Source organism: Neobacillus drentensis (genome assembly GCF_036962125.1).
GTDB lineage: Bacteria > Bacillota > Bacilli > Bacillales > Cytobacillaceae > Neobacillus > Neobacillus drentensis_B.
Window position 1 is genome coordinate 108,873 of sequence record NZ_JBALOA010000008.1, and the last position, 15,968, is coordinate 124,840.

15 protein-coding genes are annotated in these 15,968 nt (G+C 41.5%); 2 read left to right on the forward strand and 13 right to left on the reverse strand.

Annotated features, from left to right (window positions below; genetic code table 11):
- Positions 1–5: 5 nt before the first annotated feature.
- Positions 6–305 carry an Asp-tRNA(Asn)/Glu-tRNA(Gln) amidotransferase subunit GatC gene (gatC, locus tag V7121_RS08895; RefSeq protein ID WP_335494545.1) on the reverse strand — a complete coding sequence of 100 codons (300 nt, stop codon included), beginning with the start codon at positions 303–305 and terminating at the stop codon, positions 6–8.
- Positions 306–529: 224 nt separating this feature from the next.
- Here gatC and V7121_RS08900 point away from each other — a divergent pair, with 224 nt between their 5' ends.
- Positions 530–1,183 carry a lysozyme family protein gene (locus V7121_RS08900; RefSeq protein WP_335494542.1) on the forward strand — a complete coding sequence of 218 codons (654 nt, stop codon included), beginning with the start codon at positions 530–532 and terminating at the stop codon, positions 1,181–1,183.
- A 4-nt stretch (positions 1,184–1,187) separates the two neighbouring features.
- Here the strand turns inward: V7121_RS08900 and V7121_RS08905 are convergent, their stop codons facing one another.
- Positions 1,188–1,700 carry a VanZ family protein gene (locus V7121_RS08905; protein ID WP_335494541.1) on the reverse strand — a complete coding sequence of 171 codons (513 nt, stop codon included), beginning with the start codon at positions 1,698–1,700 and terminating at the stop codon, positions 1,188–1,190.
- Positions 1,701–1,790: 90 nt separating this feature from the next.
- On the opposite strand from V7121_RS08905, the gene V7121_RS08910 reads away from it, so the two are divergent.
- Positions 1,791–2,243 carry an OsmC family protein gene (locus V7121_RS08910; RefSeq protein ID WP_335494538.1) on the forward strand — a complete coding sequence of 151 codons (453 nt, stop codon included), beginning with the start codon at positions 1,791–1,793 and terminating at the stop codon, positions 2,241–2,243.
- A gap of 150 nt (positions 2,244–2,393) precedes the next feature.
- Here the strand turns inward: V7121_RS08910 and V7121_RS08915 are convergent, their stop codons facing one another.
- The 11 genes from V7121_RS08915 to V7121_RS08965 form a co-directional block, all read right to left on the reverse strand.
- Positions 2,394–2,831 (reverse strand): YueI family protein, encoded by a 438-nt coding sequence (locus tag V7121_RS08915; RefSeq protein ID WP_335494535.1) that lies wholly within the window; start codon positions 2,829–2,831, stop codon positions 2,394–2,396.
- A 159-nt stretch (positions 2,832–2,990) separates the two neighbouring features.
- Entirely contained in the window at positions 2,991–4,274 is a 1,284-nt protein-coding gene (gene aceA, locus V7121_RS08920; RefSeq protein WP_335494532.1) for an isocitrate lyase, read from the reverse strand.
- A 46-nt stretch (positions 4,275–4,320) separates the two neighbouring features.
- The gene (gene aceB, locus V7121_RS08925) at positions 4,321–5,913 is read right to left on the reverse strand and encodes a malate synthase A (protein ID WP_335494529.1); all 1,593 of its coding nucleotides are present in this window, start codon (positions 5,911–5,913) and stop codon (positions 4,321–4,323) included.
- A gap of 539 nt (positions 5,914–6,452) precedes the next feature.
- Positions 6,453–7,085, reverse strand: a complete 633-nt coding sequence (locus V7121_RS08930) for a precorrin-2 dehydrogenase/sirohydrochlorin ferrochelatase family protein (RefSeq protein WP_335494526.1) — start codon at positions 7,083–7,085, stop codon at positions 6,453–6,455.
- 4 nt (positions 7,086–7,089) lie between these two features.
- Positions 7,090–8,538 carry a uroporphyrinogen-III C-methyltransferase gene (cobA, locus tag V7121_RS08935; protein ID WP_335494523.1) on the reverse strand — a complete coding sequence of 483 codons (1,449 nt, stop codon included), beginning with the start codon at positions 8,536–8,538 and terminating at the stop codon, positions 7,090–7,092.
- A 24-nt stretch (positions 8,539–8,562) separates the two neighbouring features.
- A complete protein-coding gene (gene nirD / locus V7121_RS08940; RefSeq protein WP_335494521.1) occupies positions 8,563–8,883 on the reverse strand; it encodes a nitrite reductase small subunit NirD in 321 nt (106 codons plus the stop codon).
- Positions 8,884–8,889: 6 nt separating this feature from the next.
- Positions 8,890–11,313: a nitrite reductase large subunit NirB gene (nirB, locus tag V7121_RS08945; RefSeq protein ID WP_335494520.1), complete on the reverse strand. Its 2,424-nt coding sequence runs from the start codon at positions 11,311–11,313 to the stop codon at positions 8,890–8,892.
- Positions 11,314–11,508: 195 nt separating this feature from the next.
- Positions 11,509–12,495: a hypothetical protein gene (locus V7121_RS08950; RefSeq protein WP_335494517.1), complete on the reverse strand. Its 987-nt coding sequence runs from the start codon at positions 12,493–12,495 to the stop codon at positions 11,509–11,511.
- 23 nt (positions 12,496–12,518) lie between these two features.
- Positions 12,519–12,746, reverse strand: a complete 228-nt coding sequence (locus V7121_RS08955) for a hypothetical protein (protein ID WP_335494516.1) — start codon at positions 12,744–12,746, stop codon at positions 12,519–12,521.
- A 169-nt stretch (positions 12,747–12,915) separates the two neighbouring features.
- Entirely contained in the window at positions 12,916–14,463 is a 1,548-nt protein-coding gene (pruA, locus tag V7121_RS08960; protein ID WP_335494515.1) for an L-glutamate gamma-semialdehyde dehydrogenase, read from the reverse strand.
- A gap of 345 nt (positions 14,464–14,808) precedes the next feature.
- Positions 14,809–15,966 carry a CamS family sex pheromone protein gene (locus V7121_RS08965; RefSeq protein ID WP_335494513.1) on the reverse strand — a complete coding sequence of 386 codons (1,158 nt, stop codon included), beginning with the start codon at positions 15,964–15,966 and terminating at the stop codon, positions 14,809–14,811.
- Positions 15,967–15,968: the final 2 nt, after the last annotated feature.

Consider the following 15,968-nt stretch of genomic DNA (forward strand, 5'->3'; position numbering starts at 1 on the left):
CTGTTTCAATCCTCCTTCCCCATAATCGATGGTACTTTAATCTGGCCGTCCTGGTGCTCCGGCGCATTTTTCAGTACCTCTTCACGCGATAATCCAGGTTTGGATTTATCTTCGCGTAAAACATTTTTCATATCCAGCACATGGTATGTAGGCTCCACATTTTCCGTGTCCAATTCATTTAACTGCTCTGCGAAGGTAATAATCGCATCCAGCTGCTTAGTAAACTTTTCTGTTTCTTCTTCGGTTATTGCCAATCGTGCAAGGTTGGCGACATGCTTAACCTGCTCCTCTGAAATTCGTGACATTTCATAACCCCCAATCCCTTTTGTCTTGTCCTATCAATACTAATGATGATACCAAACTTTTCCGCTTTACCGCAATGATTCCATTACCAGTATTGGCAAGTGAGTCAATTTTTGTTCACCCTTTTGAAAATTTACTCTATTTTTCTCTTAAATTTTTCTAAAAAGTTCATCACAGACATTTTCGGCATCTTCCCTTATAATATTCTTGGATAGGAGGCATCTAAATGAAAAAACGAAAACGGAAGAAATTTAAAACCTTTTTCGTGTTGGTCATCCTTTTTGGTGCTTTGGCTATGTTCCAAAGTTATTTTCAACAAGATAATTCCCCTCTTGTAAAAGTGGATCCATTTGCTGATGTTAAAAAATATCGCCCCTTAATCCATGATGAACTAGCAAAATATCATCTCGAAAGTCATACAACCGTATTAATCGCCTTAATGCAGCAGGAAAGCCACGGCATTGGCGGGGATCCTATGCAGGCATCGGAATCGGCAGGTTTGGCAAGGAATACCATCACAGATCCGAAAAAAAGTATTCAGGTTGGGGTTAAGCATTTTCAGCGTGTCCTCACTTATGGAAATAAGAAAAAGGTTGATTTCCAGACGATTATTCAGTCATACAACATGGGAATCGGTTATATAAATTATGTTGCACAGCACGGCGGTAAGCATAGCGAGGCGTTGGCAAAGGAATTCTCTCTTCAACAAGTGAAAAAGAAGCCCCATATTTATACATGTGGCGGCAATAAAGAAAATTTCCGTTATCCTTATTGTTATGGTGATTTTACCTACAGTACAAAAGTAACGAAAAATATGGAATTGTTGGCCGACAGCGTTCCTGTTACGGGGGGCGAAAAAACCACCGGTGAATCGTTTTGAGGATTCATTGGTGGTTTTTTGTGTAAATGATATTTTCGGTCATATTCTTCTTTTTAAAACGGCTGAACAGAAGAACCAGTTTAATAGGCAGACAGCCAAGGATTCCACCCAGCGTATTTAAAATTAAATCGTCCACATCAAAGCTGCCAAACTCAAATACCAGCTGCAGCAATTCAAATGTCAAACTTAAACAAAAGGTCGTTAGGGTGACGGCGCTAAGTTTTTGAAACTTCTTTGCCAGCAATGGTAAGATGAATCCAAACGGCATAAAACCGATAATATTCCCTGCTAAGTTCTCAATCCGAATATATAAATTGATATCGGCTAAGAACAAATAAAAATTAATCGTTTTAAAAGGAATGAAATTATTTGACCGCCAGTGGTATTCATCATAGGTAAAGTTAAAATGATTAATAATTTCAGCTAACGGGATGTATTTAAACAAAATTAATTTTGAAAGAATCGCTAAATATAAACAAAGGATTAGGAAAAGGGTCATTTTTTTTATAATTTTCATTATCACTGCTCCATATATTACATATCAAAAATAACCTTACCATATTTTTTAAGCGTCGTGGGTGCAAAACTGGAATTGGAGGAATTTAGAATGTCTGAACATGTTTTTCATTTAAAGGCCAACTGGCCAGGATTACGGAATGACGTCGGAGAGATTGAGGCAGGAAATTTGATCACAAAGATCTCCATCCCTCCAGAAATGGATGGCCCTGGTATTGGCACCAATCCTGATGAGATGCTACTCGGGGCAGCCGCAACCTGCTATATTATTACCCTCGCGGCGATGATGGAGCGGAGCGGGTTGGAAAAGGAAAGCTTAACGATGGATTCTGAGGGAATTGTCGATGTAACCAAGGGGGTTTTTACTTATAAAAAGATTATTCATCGACCTTGCGTTGTCCTGAAACAAGGCGCAACGGAAAAAGATGTGGAGATGGCGGTGAGGCTTGCTAAAAAAGCGGAGACATCCTGTATGATCAGCCGCGCCATTCAGGGGAATGTGGCGATTGAACTACAGGCTAGTGTGGAAGTGGCAGTTAGGTGATAAACAGAGGAGTCTACAGGTTCTTAAGGACACTTAGGACTCTGTCTTCATACTTTCAGTCCTTATGAACCTATCATAAGGACTGTTTGCTCTCTGGCTTCATGTTTTCGGTCCTTATGAACCTCTCATGTAAACGGGATGGATCCTCTCTTATTTCTTAAAAATTTTTGAAAAAAATCCCTTGCTCTTTTTAACTTCCTGCTCGACCAGTTTTGGTGCCTTGTTAGTAATATAAATATCTTCCTTATCAATGGCGTAATCCATGGCTAACACTAAGCCGATTTCCGAGTCGTGGTCTTTATTGGTCACAAGAGTATGTTCAATTTTATATTTTGTTGCTAGCTTTACATATTTCGAAAGGGTTTCGTAACTCATATTTCCATTTAAGAAAAGGTGGGACTGGGGCTTTTCTTTCATTTCCTTCTCAACCTGGGGATATACGCTTGTTTCTGCCACTTGGCTTTTTGTCAGAGCGACGACAATCCGCTCCCGCAATGTTCCTAAGAATTTCCGCCGCTCATCTGGTTTTGTCTCTAGCGGTCCATAGATTCCTTGCTGTAAAACCTCGTCAACGGTTGTCTTTTTCAAATAAATCAACTCCATATTAAGGCTATTATTATCTATGATGATACCTTAAAAAGAGTTCCAAACCAAAAAAGTGGGTTTTTAACTAGGCAATTTGGCTATCCACCAGTAGTAACCCCCATCAAAAAATCCCTCCCTCCAATTGGAGAGAAGGATTTAAAATTAGTTTTTACCTGTAAATTGTTCGGCCTCGGTTGAACCTTTTAAAGCAGTGGTTGATGAGGTTCCGCCTGTAATGACCATGGAAACTTGATCAAAGTAACCTGTACCCACTTCACGTTGGTGACGTGTGGCAGTGTAGCCGTATTGCTCGCTATCAAATTCAGCCTGCTGCAATTCGGAGTATGCTGCCATTCCGCGTTCCTTATAGCCGCGGGCCAATTCAAACATGCCATGGTTTAGGGCATGGAAGCCAGCAAGAGTAACGAACTGGAATTTGTATCCCATCTTTCCAAGCTCCTCCTGGAATTTAGCAATCGTTTCTTGATCGAGTTTCTTTTTCCAGTTGAAGGATGGCGAGCAGTTGTAAGCGAGCAGCTTGCCTGGGAATTGCTCATGAATCGCTTCAGCAAATTGTCTAGCTTCTTCCAAATTCGGCTCAGAAGTTTCGCACCAAACAAGGTCGGCATATGGCGCATATGCTAACCCACGTGCAATCGCCTGGTCAATCCCCGCTCTTACTCGATAAAATCCTTCTCCTGTCCGTTCTCCTGTAATAAACGGGGCATCATTCATATCAATATCGCTCGTAATTAAGTCGGCAGCGTTAGCATCGGTCCGTGCAACTAGTACGGTTGGAACTCCCATCACGTCTGCAGCTAAACGAGCAGCAATCAAATTACGAACCGCTGTCTGTGTTGGCAGCAATACTTTACCACCTAAGTGACCGCATTTTTTCTCGGAAGAGAGTTGGTCCTCAAAGTGGACACCTGAAGCGCCTGCTTCAATCATCCCCTTCATTAATTCAAAACAGTTTAATTGGCCGCCAAAGCCTGCTTCGGCATCTGCGATAATTGGGGCAAACCAATCGATCGAATGATCCCCTTCAGAGTGGTGGATTTGGTCTGCGCGCTGTAGGGCCTGATTAATTTTTTTAACAACATTCGGTACACTGTTCGCAGGGTATAAGCTTTGGTCCGGATACATATGGCCGGAAAGGTTCGCGTCGGCTGCTACCTGCCAACCGCTGAGGTAGATAGCTTTTAGGCCTGCTTTCACTTGCTGAACCGCTTGATTACCGGTTAATGCACCAAGGGCATTTACATAGTCCTCTTCATTTAATAGCTTCCAAAGCTTTTCAGATCCTTTTCGTGCCAACGTATGCTCAATATCAATCGATCCGCGGAGTTTAATAACATCCTCGGCCGTATACGGTCTAGTAATCCCGTTCCAGCGGCTATCCATTTCCCAGCTTTCTTGTAATTGCGCTATTCTTGAATTTGTCATTTTATATTCCTCCTATTAATCTATTAAGTATTTTTTTAAAATAAACCTAGATCAACTCATACCCCGGCAGGGTTAAAAACTCTACAAATTCCTCATTTAAAATCAACCGATCAAACAGTTCTACCGCTTCATCAAATCGGCCGTTTTCAAATGCCTGCACACCAATTTCTTGCTTAATTTTTTCTAATTCTTCCACTTTAAATTGCTGATACATATCGGCGGTTACTTTCCGACCGTCTTTCAATATTCCTTTTGGGTGGCGGATCCACTGCCACAGCTGGGCTCGTGAAATTTCCGCGGTTGCTGCATCCTCCATCAAGTTGTGAATCGGTGCGGCACCACTTCCACTTAACCACGAAGCCACATATTGGATGCCAACATTGATGTTCAAACGAACGCCATCCTCGGTAATTGTGCCGCCAGGTGATTCGAGTAGGTCTTGAGCCGTTACGGTAATCTTCTGTTGTTTACTTGTATGAATTTGGTTGGCAATCGGCATTTCACGGTTGAATACCTCAAGGGCTACAGGGACCAGACCTGGGTGTGCGACCCATGTGCCATCATGACCGTCTCGAGCTTCTCGCTCTTTATCGGCTTGAACCTTGGCAAAGGCTTCCTCGTTTGCTGATGGGTTATTGCGGATCGGAATTTGGGCAGCCATCCCGCCAATGGCCGGTGCCTTGCGGCGGTGACAGGTTTGAATCGTCAATAAAGAATATGAACGCATAAATGGAACGGTCATCGTGACCTGTGAGCGATCGGGTAAAATGACATCCTTGTGATTACGCAGCTTTTTCAAGTAACTGAAGATATAATCCCATCTCCCACAATTCAAACCTGCGGAGTGTTCTTTTAGCTCATATAAAATCTCATTCATTTCAAATGCGCCCATGATGGTTTCTAGTAAGACAGTCGCTTTAATCGTTCCGTTTGGAATCCCAAGCTTCTCTTGCGCAAATACAAAGACATCATTCCAAAGCCGTGCCTCTAAATGACTTTCCAGCTTTGGCAGGTAAAAATAAGGACCGGTTCCCCTCGCAAGTAATGGGTGTACATTATGAAGAAAGTACATTCCAAAGTCGAAGAAACTCCCTGATATAGGCTTGCCATCTAGTAAAATATGTTTCTCTTCTAAATGAAGGCCACGTGGTCTAACAAACAAAACTGCTGTTTTTTCATTCAGTGCATATTTTTTTCCATTCGGATTTTCAAAGGATATCGTCCCATTTACCGCATCTCTTAAGTTAATTTGTCCTTCGATGATGTTTTCCCATGTCGGTGAAGTGGCGTCTTCGCAATCAGCCATAAAAACCTTTGCACCTGAGTTTAAAGCGTTAATCACCATTTTGCGATCGGTCGGACCGGTAATTTCGACCCGGCGGTCTAGCAGGTCTTCCGGCAACGGAGCAATTGTCCAATCACCATTTCTAATATGCCTCGTCTCAGGGAGGAAATCCGGTAATTTTCCATTATTCAATTCTGCTTGGCGTTTTTGTCTGTACTGTAACAGTTCGACTCTTCTTTCGCCAAACTTTCGCTCCAGCTCTTCAATAAAGTTTAATGCCTTAGGTGTTAAGATCTCTTCGTACTGGGCTTTCACTGTCCCTATCACTTCAATGCCTGTCGTTTGCGTCGACATGAACTACATCACCTCTTTGTTATAATACAGTAACTATCTACGTTTTGTATTATATAACACACTTTTTAAAATTGGAACCACTTTTCTGAAAATTTTTATAAAAATAGGTAAAAACTCCCTGTCCCCCTTATTTGAGGGAAAATATGGCCATAAAAAAAGAATGTCAGCTGACATTCCCAGATAGTCAAAAATGGCGGTATTTTATTATAAGTTGCTCATGCTACTGTAGGACCAGTTGATTAGATTTCGGAACCATTTCATTAAAAACACTTTATAAAATCATTTTTTAAGGCTGTATCCATATAAAAAATGTAATTCCCTGGAATAATCCCAATTAAAATGAAGTTTTGTGTAAAATTACACCTTCAACTGCGATATTCATCATATATTTAACGATAATCTATTCAAGATGGGCGAATTTTTGATATCAATGGGCGAATCTTGGACTTCAATGGGCGAATTAAAAAAGTACCATTCTTCTAGTAGCAGTGAGACTAGAGAAAGCTAAAAAAGGATGTCAGCTGACATCCTTTTTGTTGTTATTCTCCTATTTCTGTAAGCAGTGATTCATATAATTGAATAAAATCTTCTTCCCGATGCTCGCTTGCTAAGAATGCTGGACTGACGATCGATTTTAATAGTTTTCGCTTTAACAATGGATTCGTTACTTCGTTTAGAATCCAACTTCGTTTCGAAGCAAGAAAGTCAAGATAGCCAACATAGGATTCATCAAACTGCTGCTCCAGCTGCTCGCGGATTTGGCTGGCCAGGGTTGGACTCGCACCACCTGTTGAAATAGCTATGCTCAAAGATCCTCGTTGAACATGTGCAGGGACATAAAAATCAGAGTCAGCTGGATCATCTGCCAGTGTGACAAGTTGGTGGGGTTGAATCGACTTTTTGATCAACTGATTGAGTTGATTACTGTTTGTTGCCGCAAAGATTAGAAACGCATCGTCTATGTCACCAGCTGCAAAAGGCTTTTGCTTCCAAACAATTTTCCCATCATGGTGAAGCATTTGGATTTCCTCCGTTGCCTCAGGGCTGACGACGACTACCTTTGCACCCGTACCAAGTAGTCCACTGACTTTCCGTTCGGCCACCTTCCCGCCTCCAACAACAACGACACGTTTCCCTTCTAAGCGAAGGATGACTGGATAGCCTGAGTTCATTCGCTTACACTTCCTCTTTAGGTCGGGCTGCTAAATATTCAACCAATGCTTCTTTTGTCGGATTCTCAGGCACGCCATGAGACGGAAGGCCGGCAGTTACGACAGCACCCTCTGTTTGTCTACCCATACTGACTACTTCCAATTCTTGTAACAGGTCAACTACATTCAAATCACACTCATTTACCGCTTTAACAAACAAGTCAACTGAGGCACTGCTTGGAAATACCATCGTGTTCACGTTCGCTTCATCTAACATTCTTTTAAAAATTGGCAGGAACTGAGGATCAAGTTCTTTCTTGCTGGTCACGATGATGTCAGCTGAGTCATAATTTTTGTTCAAAATGCTATCGTCTCCGACAATGAGTAAAGCTCCGGTTTCGTCTATCTCATCCGCATGTGTAGCCATAAATCCTCTCTTCTTAAGAGCCTTGATCGATTTAAGAGACGCTCCATAAAAGTTAGCACGAATGGTTCGAATATCGATTCCCTTCTCGATGACCGCTGTAAAGAATTCCTCGACACTTTCTGGTGAGGTGAAAAGAATTTTTTCATAGGAAGCCACATTTGTTAAGTCAACTGGCAGCACCGTCTTTTTCCATTTGGGAAACTCAATCACATCTGCCCCATATTCTATTAATTCCTTAGCTAATTCACTAGAGCCTTCACTCGTCCTCGCAAGAAGAATTTGCCGTCCATGGAGCGGCATTTTCTCGAACCAACTGATTTTTTCACGAAGAGAAATGACGTTTCCTACTAAAATAATTGACGGGTTGCTAAACTTTGCTTCCTCAACCTTTGCTGTAATATCCGCAAGCGTCCCTTGTAATGTTTTTTGGCGGCCAAACGTACCCCATTGAATCAAAATGACAGGTGTCGCTGATGGTTTTCCATAGGTAATTAGATTTTCACAAATAAATGGTAAATTTCCAACACCCATATAAAAAGCAATCGTGTCGACACCACGGGCCAATCCTTCCCAGTCTAGTACTGGTTTGCCTTCTTTCGATTTGTCATGGGCAGTGACTACTGCAAATGATTCGGCATATTCACGGTGGGTAACAGGAATTCCTGCATAAAGCGGGGCGGCAATCCCCGATGAAATACCAGGAACGATTTCAAATGGAATTTGATATTCAGCAAGGGCTGCAGCTTCTTCGCCCACTCTGCCAAACACGCCAGGGTCTCCGCCTTTTAAGCGGACAACACGTTTTCCTTCAAGCGCCTTCTGAACCAAAATTTCATTGATATTCCCTTGGCGGATGATATGGCGATTCGGTAATTTTCCGCAGTAAATCAGCTCGCAATCAGCTGGAGCAAATTCCAAGAGTTTTGGATTGGCAAGCCGGTCATATAAAATGACCTCGGCTTGCTTAATGGCTTCCATACCTTTTACGGTGATTAAACGTACGTCCCCTGGCCCTGCTCCTACTAGAAATACTTTACCTGTCTTCATCCTGCAGCAATCCTTCCCATTTCCTTATCGGACAATAAATACAATATCTTCTGCTAATTCTACCTTAAATGTCCGTACTTGACCTTCATCCGGTGCCTGTACTTTACCATCTTTTAAAGAAATTTTCCAATCATACACGGGGCAGTATACATATTCGCCACTGACAAGTCCTTCAGAAAGGACACCGCCTTTCGGATGTGGACTGCGATTTTCAATGGCATACACTTCTCCGCTCGTTACTTTAAAAAGTGCAATTTCGGTGTCATCAATTTTTAGGGAATATCCTGACCGAACTTTTATATTAGAATAGTTTGCAACTGGAATCCGAGTTATCGTTTGAAGCATGCTGAATCACTCCCCCACCTTGATTGTGTGTTTTGCATAATATTTATCTTGGATTTCCTCACTTTGAATCGCTTCATTCCAAGGTTCGATATACTTTTTCAATGTTTGATTCATGCGCTCGTTTAAGGCTTTACGTGTTTCTTCGTTGGCCAGAACTTCTTTCACATGGTCTAAGCCGACACGTTCTACCCATTTAGATGTACGCTCTAAATAATTGGCCGTTTCACGGTAGTATTGGATATAAGCTCCTGTCATTTCCATTACTTCAGCCTGTGTTTTCACTGTGCATAACAGGTCACCTGCACGGAGGTCAACCCCGCCGTTCCCAGCCACATAAATCTCCCAGCCGCCATCAATGCCGACAAAGCCAATGTCTTTAATTCCAGCCTCTGAGCAGTTTCGAGGACACGCTGATACACCCATTTTTACTTTATGCGGCGTATCAAGTCGTTCAAATTTCTTTTCTAATTCAATTCCTAGTGCCATTGAATCCTGTGTGCCATAGCGGCAGAACTGGGCACCGACACATGTTTTTACTGTACGAAGTGTTTTTCCATAAGCATAACCTGACGGCATATCCAGTTGTTCCCACATTGCTGGCAGATCCTCTTTTTTCACACCGAACAATCCAATTCGCTGCCCGCCGGTTAATTTCACCAAAGGTACCTCATACTTTTCAGCCACCTCAGCGATCTTCTTCAAGTCCGCAGCTGTTGTTACGCCGCCGTACATTCTTGGGACAACGGAGTAGGTTCCGTCCTTTTGGATATTGGCATGCATTTTTTCATTAACAAGACGGGAGTCACGGTCATCTTTATATGCATCCATATGAATCATACCTAAGTAGTAATTGATGGCCGGACGGCACTTCGTACAGCCTTCCTCATTGTTCCACTCAAGGACGTTCATGACTTCTTTCACACTGGTTAAACCTTTTTCCTTTATTTCAGCCACTACTTCATCACGGCTTAGCGTGGTACAACCGCAAAGGCTTGTCTTTTGTGCAGCTGCTTCATCAAATTGGTCGCCTAATGTATAGGCAAGGATATTGCTTACCATTGGTTTACAACGTCCACATGAACGGCCCGCATTCGTACAATGGCTCACCTGGTCTAATGTAGTTAGCCCCTGTGTTTTAATGGCCTCGACAATGGCTCCTTTTGTAACCCCATTACAGCCGCAGATTAATTCATCATTCGGCATTGAAGCAACATCATCATTGCCACCTTCTGCACTACATTCCGATTGCAGCACCGAAATACTAGTCATGCCGCTGATATCTTCTTTTTTGGTCAGCATTCGGAATAACTTGGTGCTATCCTTTGTATCACCATAAAGAACGACGCCAACGATGGTGTTATTTCTCGTTAAAATCTTTTTATAAACCCCATCATACTCATTGTAGACCATGATCGATTTCGTTGTACCATCTTCAAAAATCTCCCCTGCAGAAAAAAGGTCAACACCAGCTACTTTTAGCTGCGTTCCGGTCACAGATCCCTCATAAGGTTCTCCTAAATTTCCACAGATGCGGTTGGCAAGCACTTTTCCTTGTTCATATAAAGGAGCAACCAAACCATAAACAATCTCGCGATGCTCGGCACATTCGCCGACCGCATAGACATGTGGGACACTTGTTTCCATAAAGTCATTGACAACGATGCCGCGATTCACATAAATGCCGCTGCTTTTCGCCACTTCCGTATTGGACTTAATTCCGATTGCCATAACAACCAAGTCTGCTTCCACTTGTGATCCGTCTTTAAAGCGAAGGCCTGTCACGCGTTCGTCACCAAGGATCTCAACCGTTTCTTTTTCCATTAAGAAGTTCATGCCCTGTGCTTCAAGTTCTCCCTTTAGTAGTGATGAAGCAACAGGGTCCAACTGACGCTCCATCAAATGCGGCATAAGATGAACGACGTCCACTTTCATTCCTAGGTTCAAGAGGCCTCTCGCTGCTTCGAGTCCAAGGAGGCCGCCGCCGATGACAACAGCCTTTTTATAGTGCCGGGCTGACTTGATCATCATTTCACAATCTTTTATATCACGAAATCCTGTCACACCTTGTTTATCAGCCCCTGGGATTGGGAGAATAAAAGAATTGGAGCCAGTCGCGATAATCAAATCATCGTATTCCACTTCACGGCCTAGATTACTAACCACACGTTTTTCTTCTACATCAATGTTAACAATCGATTCTCCAGTAAATAATTGAATATTATTTTCTTTATACCAATCTAGTGGATTAATAATGATATCTTCAAAGTTTGTATCGCCTTGAAGGATATTTGATAGTTTAATTCGATTGTAGTTTGGATAGGGCTCTTGGCCAAAAATAGTGATCTCCAATGGTTCAATTGATACTTTTAGTATTTCTTCAATTGTTCTAACTCCTGCCATTCCATTACCGATCATCACTAGTTTTTTCATTATTGGATCGCTCCTTATATGTTCAATCATTATTTAAAATAATTAGGTTTTCTTTATAGCTAAATTGTAAATGCTAGAGTTCATAAAAATTGTGAGGTACGTCACTATTTAAACAATACGTGTGAATGATTTCACATTATTGTCAAAGTATAAAATCTCACAAAAAAATAGCACACAAATGTATGCTATTCTTTGCTAAACGACCTTTTTTTCTGTTTTTTGTAATAGAAATGGTTGGACCCATAAATTAATGGCTGGGACTAACACACCAATCACCACAACAGGAGCAAGCTCCCATAATTCTACAGGTGGCGTGATAAGGGCACCTGTAGTATGAATCAGATACAAAGTGAGAAAGTAAGCAAGACTGCCGATTAGTCCTGCTAATCGACTATCCTTTCTAATCAATAAATAGGCTATTGGAATGAATAATAGCGTAATCGGAACATAAGAAGTTGGATAACCAACAGCAGCAAAGACAGCTTTGCCTACAAATCTTAACAGGATATAAAGGGCTGTCGCCACCACAGGGATGGAATAATCACGGCAATATCGAATCGTTAGAATCGTTAAGAGAGCTACCATAAAGATGGAATAGATAGGATACACCCATTCCGGTATACCCCCGAAAATCTGTGAGGCAGGGTCTGAAATTAATTCAAGAATTTCCTTTGAGGCAATCGACTTTCCGTGAATGTATTGATCATAGGAAATAGCTCCATTTTCCTGCTGCATATTTGGAAACATCAGGCATTCAAGGAGATACATCGCAAACCACGTATGAAGTGACTTCCATGACGGCTCGATTGCTCTTGTATAAAAAAAATACCCCCGCCACACGCCAAAAATCATCATCGATGTTCCGATATAATAAATAAAGTGAGTTGGACTCCACGTAGTTAAATCAATTCCGTACGCAATATGGTAGGTAAAATCTAAGGGAATGCCAATGAGGAATAAGACATAGCCGATCGTAATGAGATTTCTAGAAAACCGGTCCAGATACTGTAACCGCCGCCATTCTTGAATTAACAAAAGTGCGCCTAGTGCAAAACCAAGGGTATTAACAATATGAGGAATCGAGTACTCCTCAAATAAATATTTAAAATGATAAGAAGCATCCCATGCAGATCCGATGAACTTTAAGAGAAAGGCAAGTATCCACAAGCGGTAATATTTCAACAATATCATCTCCCCTCTTTTGCTTATCCAAGCAAATCAAAAATATCTCCAAAAATCGCGATAAGAATATAATTGATGGCCAAGGCAATCGCAAACGTAATTCCCGCAGTCCGAACAGGTATCTGTCGAAATAATTTATAGATAAATGCAATACCGGCTCCGACAACAAAAACATTACAGCTTAAAAATGTCCACAGTAAACTTTCACTATGTTCGACCGATGTGACGTGTAATAAATATAATGGAATCAATTCTATAATCCCCCACAATTACTTCCTTTTACCTATTCTTTATCTTATCATTATTTTTTATATAGGTAATATTTTAAATTACATAAAATTCTTACATTGGTTGAATTAGGTAATGATATTAATAATAAAAACCCCTTCTCAACAATGAGAAGAGGTTAAACTTTGATAATTAATACATTTCAGAAGTTGTTTTTGCCTGCATATGAAGAAGCAAATAGTCAGGACCGCCTGCTTTCGAATCAGTACCTGACATATTGAAGCCGCCAAATGGCTGATAACCTACGATCGCTCCTGTACATGAACGGTTGAAGTAGAGGTTACCTACATGGAAGTCTTCACGAGCTTGTTCCATATGGGCACGGTTGGTTGTGATTACTGCACCAGTTAAGCCGTACTCGGTGTTATTTGCAATTTCAATCGCTTCATCGAAATTCTTTGCCTTGGTAAATCCAACCACAGGCCCAAAAATTTCTTCCTGCATGATGCGTGCATTTGGTGCAAGATCAGCAATAATCGTTGGTTTGATGAAGTAACCCTTTGAGTTATCTCCTTCGCCACCAGCCATTAGCTTCCCTTCTTGCTTGCCGATTTCAACGTATTCCATGATTTTCTTGAACGCATTATTGTCGTTTACAGGTCCCATGAATATTGATTGCTCGGTTGGGTCGCCCACCGTTAACGCGCTCGTTAATTCAACTACACGGTTTAAGACTTGGTCGTACACATCTTCGACGATGACCGCCCGCGAGCATGCTGAACATTTTTGTCCAGAGAAGCCAAATGCACCTGCAACGATCGATTGGGCGGCAAGCTCTAGATCTGCTTCACTATCGACTACAATCGTATCTTTACCGCCCATTTCGGCAATCAGACGCTTCATCCAAATTTGGCCTTTGCTAACTTTAGAAGAACGATCGAAAATACGAAGTCCGACATCACGGGAGCCAGTAAAGCTGATAAAGCGAGTATCTTTATGGTCAACTAAATAGTCGCCTACTTCAGAGCCACTGCCTGGTACGAAGTTTAGAACACCCTTAGGAAGACCTGCTTCTTCCATTACTTCAACGAACTTAGCTGCAATAATTGGTGTTGTTGAAGCTGGTTTTAACAGCACGGTGTTACCTGATACAATCGCTGCCACTGTCGTTCCTGCCATGATCGCGAATGGGAAATTCCATGGAGAAATAATAATACCCACGCCTAGTGGAATATAGTCATAACGGTTAAATTCGTTTGGACGGCTATTAACAGGCACACCATCTTTAAGTGCAAGCATTTGACGGCCATAATATTCAAGGAAGTCAATACCTTCTGCCGTATCTGCATCTGCTTCTCTCCATGGTTTTCCTGCTTCTTTGGTCATCAGTGCAGAAAACTCATGCTTACGGCGGCGAACAATCGCAGCTGCTTTAAATAGGACATCAGCGCGAACTTCTGGTTTTGTTTTTTTCCAAGTTTTAAATGCTTCGACTGCCGCTTTCATTGCTTTTTCAGCAAGTTCTTGGCTTGCTTTTGACACGCGACCGATGACTTCTTCTTTATTGGAAGGATTATAAGAAACAATCTTATCTTCTGTTTTAATTCTTTCTCCGCCAATGACAAGGTCGTAATCCTGACCTAAATAGCCTTCAACGGTTTCTAATGCCTTCAGATAGGCCTGGCGGTTTTCTTCAATCGTAAAATCGGTAAATGGTTCGTGTTTGTAAGGTTGTACCATTTTTCAAACCTCCTATGTATTAAAAGCGTTTACACTCCACTGTTCATTCTAACATGATTCATTTCTTTGTAGCAATGAAAGTCATTTCACCAAAAATGAGGGTTTCCACGCCATAAAAAGTAGTGGGATCCTCTCTTTTAATGATATATTCAAAAATTTCAACGTACTTCCCCTTTTAAACCCTCTTAAATCGTAGAGAAAATCCTTCTATCAGTGAATTTTTAGGTTCAATCAGCGAATTTCTGTATTCAATCAGCGAATACGAGAGTCCAATCAGCGAATTCTCAGCTTCAATCAGCGAATCAGAATTAGATTATAAATAAAAGACCCAGCAGATGCCAGGTCTTATTGATAAATATGAACAAATGGTTCAGTCTCGTTCGCTTTCCGGACAATCAATGCTTCTGGTCCATCGACAGAGGTGACACTTACTGAAACAGACAAATACTTAGGAAAGTGTTCCATCACAAGTCCGGTTACATACTGCGCAAACCCAATCCCTTCTGTTTTTCCATAGAATTGAATCGGGATGTTAATATTCAAATCCTGCAACTGATCACCGATATAAAACGCCCTGCCAATCACCCCATTGTAATTAGGAAAGTATTCCTCGACATCCTGCTTAAAGTTTAAAAAGGCAGTCAAATCATCACGGTGAGCTTCCTTTGCGTCGTTAGATGGGAACAGGAAGTACTTTTCATTTACCTTTTCCCAGCTATTTAGGGTAGCACTGCCTTTATCGACGGTGGAATAAGTAATGAAGTTTCCGGGAACAACAGAGGATTTACTTGCTTGTTCAAACAAGGCAATCGTAATCGGAACTTCCCTTAAGCCTTTGATATTCCTCATTCGTTTTACCACTTCTGTGGCAATTTGCTTGCCTTCACGGACTAATTCCGAATGAGGTATATTTTTCTCAAAGGTATCTCCGTCAGCTGTTTTTTTATAATAATAAACAGAATTTAAGGCCAGGCCAATTGTCACACCGCCGAGTGTTACATTCCCTTTGTCATTCTTAATTAAATAGTCGTGTTCTAAAATATGAGCTAAATAAATCGGCGAACTCGGCTCCCCCTTCTTTCCTGTATCGACAGGATTGAGTCCGATGTTATCCGCCTCTTTAAGATTTTCATCCTTTAACTGCGCTTTTGTAAATTTCCGATTTAACCACAGTCGAATCTTATCTTCTTTGATCTCCTGTCCTTCACGGAACAAATATTTTTCCGTATCAAACGAATTTTGAGCAATCCGCATTAAGCCCATCTCAAATTCATTTAAGTCGTATCTCGTATTAATATTGTTAACTACTAATCCGCGTGCTTCCCCTGGTTCAAATGGCAAAATCGTCCGATAATAGCTGTCTGAAATATTATACTTTGGAATAATTGCCTTCCCTTTCACCTTCTCCTTTGTTTGCACACTTTCAGTTTGCTTCTGAAAATTTGGTGCACAGGCACTCAGCAAAAAGACAAGCGATAGAGCGAGCAATGAGAGCTTTCTCACGT

Coding starts and splice junctions, on each gene's coding strand:
- gatC (WP_335494545.1), bottom strand. CDS start 305: ATGTCACGAATTTCAGAGGAGCAGGTTAAGCATGTCGCCAACCTTGCA.
- V7121_RS08900 (WP_335494542.1), top strand. CDS start 530: ATGAAAAAACGAAAACGGAAGAAATTTAAAACCTTTTTCGTGTTGGTC.
- V7121_RS08905 (WP_335494541.1), bottom strand. CDS start 1,700: ATGAAAATTATAAAAAAAATGACCCTTTTCCTAATCCTTTGTTTATAT.
- V7121_RS08910 (WP_335494538.1), top strand. CDS start 1,791: ATGTCTGAACATGTTTTTCATTTAAAGGCCAACTGGCCAGGATTACGG.
- aceA (WP_335494532.1), bottom strand. CDS start 4,274: ATGACAAATTCAAGAATAGCGCAATTACAAGAAAGCTGGGAAATGGAT.
- aceB (WP_335494529.1), bottom strand. CDS start 5,913: ATGTCGACGCAAACGACAGGCATTGAAGTGATAGGGACAGTGAAAGCC.
- V7121_RS08930 (WP_335494526.1), bottom strand. CDS start 7,085: ATGAACTCAGGCTATCCAGTCATCCTTCGCTTAGAAGGGAAACGTGTC.
- cobA (WP_335494523.1), bottom strand. CDS start 8,538: ATGAAGACAGGTAAAGTATTTCTAGTAGGAGCAGGGCCAGGGGACGTA.
- nirD (WP_335494521.1), bottom strand. CDS start 8,883: ATGCTTCAAACGATAACTCGGATTCCAGTTGCAAACTATTCTAATATA.
- nirB (WP_335494520.1), bottom strand. CDS start 11,313: ATGAAAAAACTAGTGATGATCGGTAATGGAATGGCAGGAGTTAGAACA.
- pruA (WP_335494515.1), bottom strand. CDS start 14,463: ATGGTACAACCTTACAAACACGAACCATTTACCGATTTTACGATTGAA.